The sequence below is a fragment of the uncultured Rikenella sp. genome, assembly GCF_910579375.1.
Taxonomy (GTDB): domain Bacteria; phylum Bacteroidota; class Bacteroidia; order Bacteroidales; family Rikenellaceae; genus Rikenella.
Map to the genome: position 1 here is coordinate 1 of NZ_CAJTUJ010000072.1, position 8,884 is coordinate 8,884.

Here is an 8,884-nt window from a genome sequence, read left to right on the forward strand (position 1 = left end):
CGTCCGCGCGCTGGCGGAAATCTTATTCAAACGCGCATCACGCGTTTGAATGATTTCCTTTTCCAGCAGTCGCGCGCGGTTTAGTTTGAGGGTACTGCGCTCGGGCCGCGCGGGCCCCACGTCCCGTGGACGGGCGAAACTGCGTTTCGCTATGGCCGCCTTGGCCCAAATCTCTGGCCGCGGGCAAGTGGGGCGATCGACAGCTTCAACAAATTGTTATCCGCCAACTTACTCCTCGGCCCGTTCCCCCAACCGAGCCTCCAGCGCCTTGAGCTGCCGCGACAGCTCGGCCACCTGCTTCCGAAGCTCCGGCAACTGCTTGACCGAAGCCTGAATACGATGCCCCTCCAATCCCGGATAGGCCGGAGAACCGAATACCGTCACTCCCGGAGTCAGAATATTGTTCGGAATCCCCGACTGAGAACCGATCTTCACCCCGTCCGCAATCGCGATATGCCCGACAACCCCCACCTGTCCGCCCATCATCACATTCCGCCCCACCTTCGTAGAACCCGCAATACCCACCTGAGCCGCCATCACCGTATTTTCGCCGATCACCACATTGTGCGCGATCTGGATCAGGTTGTCGAGCTTCGCCCCCCGCTTGATCCGCGTGGAACCCATCGTCGCCCGGTCGATCGCACAATTCGAACCGATCTCCACCCCATCCTCGATCACGACATTACCGATCTGCGGAATCTTCTGGAACGAGCCGTCGTCGGTCGGCGCGAAACCGAACCCGTCGCCGCCGATCACCGTCCCGCCATGCACAATCACATCGTCACCGAGCTCGCAAGCCTCGTAGACCTTGACCCCCGGATAGAGAATCGTCCGTTCGCCCACCCGAACGCCGTCGCCCACATAGACCTGCGGCCAAATCTGCGCCCCCGCCTTCACCACCGCCCCTTCGCCGATCACGGCATACTCGCCGACATAAACCCCCTCGCCCACCGTCGCGGTCGAATGAATGGAGGCCAACGGACTAATCCCCGTCTTCTTCGGTTTGTTCGCCACATACAGGTCGAGCAACGAAGCGAACGCTTTATACGCATTCTCGACCCGCACCAGCGTCAATCCCTCCGGCAGCGCCTCGCGAACGATCAGGTCGGCATTCACGATCGCAATCGTCGCCCCCGTCTGATAGAGGAACTCCTCGTATTTCGGATTAGAAAGAAAAACCAGGTCGCCGGCCTTAGCCTCCTCGATCTTGGCCACCGAACCGACCGCAGCCTGCCCGTTGCCTTCGACCGTGCCGCCGAGAAATCCGGCGATCATCTCTGCTGTAAACTGCATCATCGAATCTGATTTAGAGATATGTGTAAATTCCTACCGCGCAGCCCGCACCAACGAATCGAGACAGGTGTAGAAAGCCGGATCCTCGCCCGTAAAGCGCCGCACCGTGCTGCCGTCCGGCGCCAGAATGATCTTGGTCGGGAAAGCCTCGATTCCGTACCGCACCGGAATGTCATCTCCTTCGGCCCGCACATGGATCCACGGCAGCCCGTGTTTTTCAACTCCCTTTTTCCAAGCCTCCTCCGTATCGCCGCAATCGATGCCGACGAACTCCACCTGCCGACCGTTCCCCAGCTCGGCGTAGGCTTTCTTCATCTCCGGCATCCCCTTGATACACCAACTGCACCAGGTTCCCCAAAAGTCGAGGACAATATACCTACCCTCCTTATTGAACAGCGACGAGAGGGTGAAATCCTTTCCGTCCAACCCCGGCAAGGTGAAGTCCGGCGCCACCCCGCCTCCAGCCATCGCCGTGCGGGCCTCTTCGGCGGCAAAAACCTTGGCGATCTCTTCGTTTTGCAGGTCAAGCCACGCTTTGAAGGGGCCGTTTTTCACCAAATCGTCGAGCCCGCGATACAAGCTGTCGACCAGATACGGATCGCTGATGGTCGTCAGGTAATAGGCCGAAAGCTGGGCCGACGGATTCTCTGCGATATAGTCGGTCTTGAGGCTGGAAATGGAATCGGCCAAAACCTGCATCTGCATCTGCAACGAGTCGGCCACTCCGCTCCCCGGCTGCACGAACGAAGCGGTCATGCCGAGCATCCCGAGCTGCATTTCGAGCGGTTCGATCACCTTCTGCCGTTCGAGCCACTCCTCCTGCACCGGCGATCCGGTCAGGGTATAGTCGATGGTCTGATGTTCCGGTTCGTATTTCCCTTCGACGCGCATGTCGTTCTCGCCGGGCAGCAGAAAGAGTTGAATGGTCTGCCTCGGCCCGTCGCCGCGATAGCCGCGCGGGGCGAGAATCATGCGATAGAGCTGCTCGTCATCCGGCGTCGTCACACGGAATTCGACGCTCTTCCCGTCGTCGCTTTTCTGCCCGCCGATCATCCGCTGCACCATCGGCTGCCGGTCGCGAATCGTCGCCGGGGTCATATAGGCGCAGATCAGGCTGTCTTCCTGCAATCCTTCGATGCGAACGGTGAGGCGTTCCTTTTCGTTATTACGGCATCCAAAGGTCAGCAGAAGGAGGCCGAGAAGCAAAAATCTATTTTTCATTATCACTGGTTTTCAAATGGATACAAAAGAACTCCGAGGCATCGCCGGAGAGAGGGGAAGTTAGAAGCGCAAACCGAGATTCACCGAGAGCACGCTGCTCTTGGCATGATCTTTCTTGTTTTCGCTGACCCGGATGGTGGAAATATCATACCGCACTCCGAGATCGAACCACCGGCGGAACTGGTAGTTGATCCCTACCGGAATCGTCAGGTCGAAGCTTTTGCAATCGTCCATCAGGCTCCGGGTATGGGTCGTCGTTTCGGTCACATTGCCATTCACGTCATGCGAGTTGCTGTTCCATTTCTGCTGGGCCTTGACGAGCCAGTTGAAAGCCACTCCGGCCTCAAGATTGAGCCCGCCGATGAGGTAAACTTTGGCCATCACCGGAATCTTCACATAGTTGTAGGAGTAGATATCCTGCTGGTCGTTATCGACTTTGCTTCCTTGCAGCGAATACAAGGCTTCGGCCTGCAATCCGATGAGGTCGTTGATCTTATAGCCGGCCATAAGTCCGAAGCTCCCCCGAATCCGGGCTTTGGAATAAGTGGTTTTGGTCATCGAACTGACGTTCATCCCGACACGGGGGCCCCAATAAAAATCCTGTGCCGAAGCACTATGGTTCAACCCGAGGCCAAAGATCGCCATGAAAAGGATTTGCACGAATCGTTTTTTGGTCTGCATCGCTTTCAAAATCTATATGTGTGGTTTGAGTGAATCGGTCGGTTCGCCGGGCTGTCGTCCTCGTGTCGGAGGAGCGGAGGCGAAGCCAACCGTTTTAACTGCCAAAGATAAGCATTTATTTTTCAGTTGCTTCGGAATGGGGATTTTTTCAGGCTTTGGCGGTTTGTGTTTCTGTCTTGGCTTCGTGGGATTTCAACCGGCGGTACCCCGCCCCGGGCTTCCGCAACCACGCCTCGGGCGTACCGGGTGGCGTCGGCGACGAGGGTTCGGTCTGGTCTGCGTCGGTGCCCAACGGTAGCACGTACGCCTGGCGTTTGTTGTTCCATGCGACGAACATGAGTCCTTCGAATGCGAGCTATCGCGGCTACGGTTTTCTGTTGCGTTGCCTCTCGGAATAAACGGAGGCGCGTGCTCGCGGGGGCAAAGGGCTGGAGTTACCCTATTTGCGTTTTGAGTGCATCCCTAAAAGAATGCTTTGGCCGGGTCTAACCGCATAATCTCAAACACACATTCCTACCCCAAACAATACGCGTCAGATTCAAATCTTAACCCGACCGCATCACAACAAGAGCATCCCCCTAAGTACACAAAAAGTAGCAGGGTTTCTTGCCTGAGGCAAGAAACCCTGCTACTTCACTAACTCGCTGTGTGCTTCCGAACAACTCCCAAATGCCGCACCGGCATTCAAGAAGATTCGAATCACACAACCGTCTAAGCATTGTTACCAATGACTTAGCACGTCATACGATTACGCCTACTTCGCCGCCCCTACTTCCGCCGCAGCAGCTTCGGTCGCCTCCGCAGCCGCGTCGTAGTGCATCGCCGCATAACGCTTGTAGCTGTTATACCGCCACTTAGCATTCTCTTCCGAAGCCGCAAAAAGTTCCTGTGCTTCCTGCGGGAAAGCTTTCAAGAGCGAAGTGTAACGCACCTCCTGATGGATAAATTCCTGGAACTTAGACCAATCCGGTTCTTTGGAATCGAGGGTGAACGGATTTTTCCCTTCCTGTTCCAACAGCGGATTGAAACGCCACAGGTGCCAGTAACCGCATTCCACCGCCCGTTTCTCGGTCAGCTGCGAAACGCCCATCCCGTTCTTGTTCCCGTGGTTGATACACGGCGCATAGGCGATAATCAGCGACGGCCCCGGGAATGCTTCCGCCTCCTTGAGCGCCTGGAAATACTGGCTGTGATTAGCTCCCATAGCGACCTGAGCCACATAAACATAGCCGTAGGTCATCACCATCGCGCCCAAGTCCTTTTTGCGAATCCGTTTACCGGACGAAGCGAACTTGGCCACCGCCCCGACCGGCGTAGCTTTGGAAGACTGGCCCCCCGTATTGGAGTAGACCTCGGTATCGATCACCAGCACGTTCACGTCCTCGCCCGAAGCCAGCACGTGATCCAACCCGCCGTATCCGATATCGTACGCCCAACCGTCGCCGCCGAAGATCCACTGCGATTTCTTGATCAGGTACTGCTTCAGTTCCTTGATCTGCCGGCAGTAGTCGCACCCGCAAGCCTCAACGAGCGGCAGGAGTTTGTTGGTCGCTTCCACGGAAGCCGCCGAACTGTCCTTGCCGTCGATCCACGCCTGCATAGCCGCCTTGAGTTCTGCCGAGCAATCCGCGCAGTTGGCAATCGCGTCGGTCATAATCTGTTTCAGCCGGTCGCGCATCTTTTCGACGCCGATGTGCATCCCGAGACCGAATTCGGCGTTGTCTTCGAAGAGCGAGTTGGCCCAAGCCGGCCCGTGTCCCGAAACCTGATCCGGGCAGTACGGCGTCGAAGGCGCGGAACCGCCGTAAATCGACGAACAACCCGTCGCATTGGCCACCATCATCCGCTCGCCGAAGAGCTGGGTGATCGATTTGATATACGGCGTCTCGCCACACCCGGCGCAAGCCCCCGAGAATTCGAAGAGCGGCTGGGTGAATTGCAGGTTTTTCACATTCTGGGTCTTGTCCACCGCCGTAGACTTGTAGCCCACCTTGCCGTGCAAGTACTCCCAGCGCGGTTCTTCCGCCGGCAGCAGCGCTTCCATCGGCTCCATCACCAGCGCCTTGCCTTTCGGTGCCGGACATACGTTGGCACAGTTGCCGCAACCGGTACAGTCGAGCGGCGAAACCTGAATCTTGAATTTGTACTCTTTGAGCGCCCCGTTCCCCTGGATGAACGGCGTCCCTTCCGGCGCAGCCGCCGCCTCGGCTTCCGTCAACAGGAACGGCCGAATGGCTGCGTGAGGACAAACATAGGCACACTGGTTACACTGGATACAGTTTTCGGGTTTCCAAGCCGGAATAGCAGCTGCAATCCCCCGCTTTTCATATGCCGCCGTACCTGCTTCCCAAGTCCCGTCTTCCCGTCCGGTGAATGCCGATACCGGCAGATCGTCCCCCGCCAAAGCATTGATCGGGTCGACAATTTTCGAGATAAATTCCGGACGCGACGGGTCGGCAGCCTTCGCCGTAACGGTAATCGAAGCCCACTCTGCCGGCACTTCGACCTTCACCACATTCTTCCCCCCCGCATCGACCGCAGCGTAGTTCTTGTTCACCACATCCTCGCCCTTCTTCCCATACGATTTGTAGATGGCTTTCTTCATCTCTTCCACCGCCTGGTCGTACGGAATCACCTCCGAAACCTTGAAGAAGGCGGACTGCATGATCGTATTGGTCCGCGACCCCAGCCCCAGTTCCGACGCGATCTTCGTAGCGTTGATGATATAGAAGTTGATATGATGTTCCGCCAGATATTTTTTCATATCGTCCGGCAGGTGTTTCTTGGTGGTCTCTTCATCCCACACGGCATTCAGCAGGAACGTCCCCCCGTCTTTCAAACCCTTGAGCAGGTCATACTTGCCCAGGTACGACGGCACGTGGCAGGCCACGAAGTTCGGCGTGGTCACCAAATAGGTCGACCGAATCGGCCGATCGCCGAAGCGCAAGTGCGAAGAGGTATACCCGCCCGACTTCTTCGAGTCGTACGAGAAGTATGCCTGACAGTATTTATCCGTCGCCCCGCCGATGATCTTGATGGAGTTCTTGTTCGCCCCCACCGTCCCGTCGGAACCCAGCCCGATGAACCGGGCTTCATAGGTAGAAGCATCCCCTGCCGCCACTTCCGCACCCACCGGCAGCGATTTGAAGGTCACGTCGTCCACGATCCCGACCGTAAACTGGTTCTTGGGTTCGTTCTGGGCCAGATTTTCGTACACGGCGATCATCTGGGCCGGCGTGGTGTCTTTCGACGACAGCCCGTACCGACCACCGATAATCAGCGGTTTCCGATCGGCCGGTATATCCTTGCGGTTGGCGAACACTTCGACCACGTCCAGATACAACGGATCGCCATTGGCCCCCGGTTCCTTGGTTCGGTCGAGGACGCAGATCCGTTTGGCCGTCTTCGGCACCGCCTGCAGGAAGTACTTGGCGCTGAACGGCCGGTACAGGTGCACCGACACCAAACCCACCTTCTCTCCCTTCGCGCGGAGCATGTCGATGACCTCCTTGATGGTCTCCGTCACACTGCCCATAGCGATCACCACATGGGTCGCCTCCGGATCGCCGTAGTAGTCGAACGGATGGTATTCGCGCCCGGTAATCTGGCTGATTTTGGCCATATAATCCGCCACCATATCCGGCACGGCGTCGTAGAATTTATTCGCCGCCTCTCTGCTCTGGAAGTAGATGTCCGGATTCTGTGCCGTCCCGCGGGTCACCGGATGTTCCGGATTCAAGGCCCGTTCGCGGAAGGCTTTCAAAGCGTCCATATCGATCAGCGATTTCAGCGCTTCGGTATCGAACTCTTCGATCTTCTGAATTTCGTGCGAAGTCCGGAAGCCGTCGAAGAAGTTGATGAACGGCACCCGCCCCTTGATTGCGGTCAAATGCGACACCGCCGAGAGATCCATCACCTCCTGCACCGATCCGCTGGCGAGCATGGCAAACCCGGTCTGCCGTGCGCTCATCACGTCGGCATGGTCGCCGAAGATCGACAAGGCCTGTGCGGCCAATGCCCGGGCCGAGACATGGAACACCGCCGGCAAAAGCTCCCCGGCAATTTTGTACATGTTCGGAATCATCAGCAACAACCCCTGCGATGCGGTATAGGTGGTGGTCAACGCCCCCGCCTGCAACGAGCCGTGCACAGCCCCTGCCGCACCCGCTTCGGACTGCATCTCCTGCACGCGGACGGTTTCGCCGAAAATGTTTTTCTTCCCTGCGGCCGCCCATTCGTCCACATACTCCGCCATGGTCGAACTCGGCGTGATCGGATAGATCGCCGCCACTTCGCTGAACATGTAAGCGATGTGCGCAGCGGCATAATTCCCGTCACAGGTAATGAATTTCTTCTGATTTGCCATTGCTATCGAAATTGTTGAAATAATTTACTTACGGTAAGCCAACTCCTGACGCGCCTGCGAGAGCGTCTCTCCCGCGACGAAACGCGCGCCCGATTGGACAAAGTTACGGAAAATTTCGGCTCGGCGGGTCGCTAAGCCGATAAAATCCGGTTGAGCCGTTCGACCAGCGCCTCGGCATCGGCCACGGTGACGATTTCGCCCCCCTCGGCGACGGAGATCTTCCCGCGTTCTTCGGAAACCACCACCACGACGGCGTCGCTGTGTTCGGTCAGCCCGATGGCGGCGCGATGCCGCATCCCGTAGTGCTGCGGAATATGCGGGTTGTCGGACGAGGGCAGAATGCACCGGGCGGCATGAATCCTTCCCTGTCGGATAATCACGGCGCCGTCGTGCAACGGGCTGTTCTTGAAGAAGATGCTCTCGATCAGCCGCACGTCGATCCGGGCATCGATCGTGTCTCCGGTCGCGGCGTAGGCTCCCAGATCGCCCTGCCGCTCGATACAGATCAAGGCGCCGGTATAGGTCGCGGCCATATTCCGACAGGCTTTGGCGACCTCTTCGGTCCACTGGAGGTCGCTCCGGACGCCGGCCGACCGGAAGATGCGCCGCACGAAGCGGTTCTTGGCTTTGGCATAGCGGCTCCCGAGCAGCAGGAGATATCGCCGGATCTCTTGTTGAAAGACGATGATCAAGGCGAGTACGCCGACGCCGATCACTTGCCCCATAATGGAGCTGAGGAGGGTCATGTTCAAGGCTTTGACGACGACCCAAAGGAGGTAAACGATGAAGATTCCGGCAAAGATGGTCATCACGGAGGTACCGCGGATCATGCGGTAGACTTGATAGAAAAGCACGGCGACGACCAGCACGTCAATGATGTCGAGGACGGTGATACTGATAAAATCCATAGGTTTTCTCCTCCCGGGGTGAATCGGCCGGAATTGTGTCGGTAAAGATACGTTTTTTCCGTTTCCGGCGGTTCGGAGCGCGGTCTCAAAGGAGTTAACGAAGGTTTCGGTGGAGTCTTTTTTAGGGAGAGAAGCGCCCCGGGCTTCCGCGGCTACGAAACGGGTGGGCTGTGGGGCGACGGCAGCGAGGGATCGCTTTGGTCTGCCTCGACTGAAGGGATATACAGTGTGCGTTTGCGTTTCCTGACAGATGTAGTCCAATCCGGTTATGCGCGTTATCGTGGCCACGGTTTTCCGTTGCGTTGCCTCTCGGAATAAACGGGGAAGGAGTGGGCCGATGGACAATGGGGCGGAGCTGCCCCATGTAGCCGAACTTTGTGCGGACGGACGCCCGGGAGGTACGACAACTCCCGAC

Annotated in this window: 6 protein-coding genes; 1 reads left to right on the forward strand and 5 read right to left on the reverse strand. The window is 57.6% G+C overall.

Annotated elements, in window-relative coordinates; all coding sequences use genetic code 11:
* Positions 1 to 228: 228 nt before the first annotated feature.
* Genes lpxD through QZ302_RS06850 form a run of 3 tightly spaced genes read right to left on the reverse strand, consistent with a single transcriptional unit; the run spans position 229 to position 3,195 of the window.
* Positions 229 to 1,296: a UDP-3-O-(3-hydroxymyristoyl)glucosamine N-acyltransferase gene (gene lpxD / locus QZ302_RS06840; protein ID WP_294593889.1), complete on the reverse strand. Its 1,068-nt coding sequence runs from the start codon at positions 1,294 to 1,296 to the stop codon at positions 229 to 231.
* Positions 1,297 to 1,326: 30 nt separating this feature from the next.
* On the reverse strand, positions 1,327 to 2,514 hold the full coding sequence (locus QZ302_RS06845) for a TlpA disulfide reductase family protein (RefSeq protein ID WP_294593891.1): 1,188 nt from the start codon (positions 2,512 to 2,514) through the stop codon (positions 1,327 to 1,329).
* Positions 2,515 to 2,574: 60 nt separating this feature from the next.
* Positions 2,575 to 3,195 (reverse strand): porin family protein, encoded by a 621-nt coding sequence (locus QZ302_RS06850; RefSeq protein WP_294593892.1) that lies wholly within the window; start codon positions 3,193 to 3,195, stop codon positions 2,575 to 2,577.
* Positions 3,196 to 3,371: 176 nt separating this feature from the next.
* On the opposite strand from QZ302_RS06850, the gene QZ302_RS06855 reads away from it, so the two are divergent.
* Entirely contained in the window at positions 3,372 to 3,593 is a 222-nt protein-coding gene (locus QZ302_RS06855) for a hypothetical protein (RefSeq protein ID WP_294593894.1), read from the forward strand.
* Positions 3,594 to 3,949: 356 nt separating this feature from the next.
* On the opposite strand, the gene nifJ is transcribed toward QZ302_RS06855, so the two are convergent.
* Positions 3,950 to 7,561, reverse strand: coding sequence for a pyruvate:ferredoxin (flavodoxin) oxidoreductase (gene nifJ, locus QZ302_RS06860; RefSeq protein WP_294593896.1), 3,612 nt, complete (start codon positions 7,559 to 7,561; stop codon positions 3,950 to 3,952).
* A 131-nt stretch (positions 7,562 to 7,692) separates the two neighbouring features.
* Positions 7,693 to 8,469, reverse strand: a complete 777-nt coding sequence (gene cdaA / locus QZ302_RS06865; protein ID WP_294593898.1) for a diadenylate cyclase CdaA — start codon at positions 8,467 to 8,469, stop codon at positions 7,693 to 7,695.
* Between the last annotated feature and the right edge of the window lie 415 nt (positions 8,470 to 8,884).

Excerpts from the sequence above, each read along its gene's own strand:
- lpxD (WP_294593889.1), bottom strand. The coding sequence starts at position 1,296 with ATGATGCAGTTTACAGCAGAGATGATCGCCGGATTTCTCGGCGGCACG.
- QZ302_RS06850 (WP_294593892.1), bottom strand. The coding sequence starts at position 3,195 with ATGCAGACCAAAAAACGATTCGTGCAAATCCTTTTCATGGCGATCTTT.
- nifJ (WP_294593896.1), bottom strand. The coding sequence starts at position 7,561 with ATGGCAAATCAGAAGAAATTCATTACCTGTGACGGGAATTATGCCGCT.
- cdaA (WP_294593898.1), bottom strand. The coding sequence starts at position 8,469 with ATGGATTTTATCAGTATCACCGTCCTCGACATCATTGACGTGCTGGTC.
- QZ302_RS06845 (WP_294593891.1), bottom strand. The coding sequence starts at position 2,514 with ATGAAAAATAGATTTTTGCTTCTCGGCCTCCTTCTGCTGACCTTTGGA.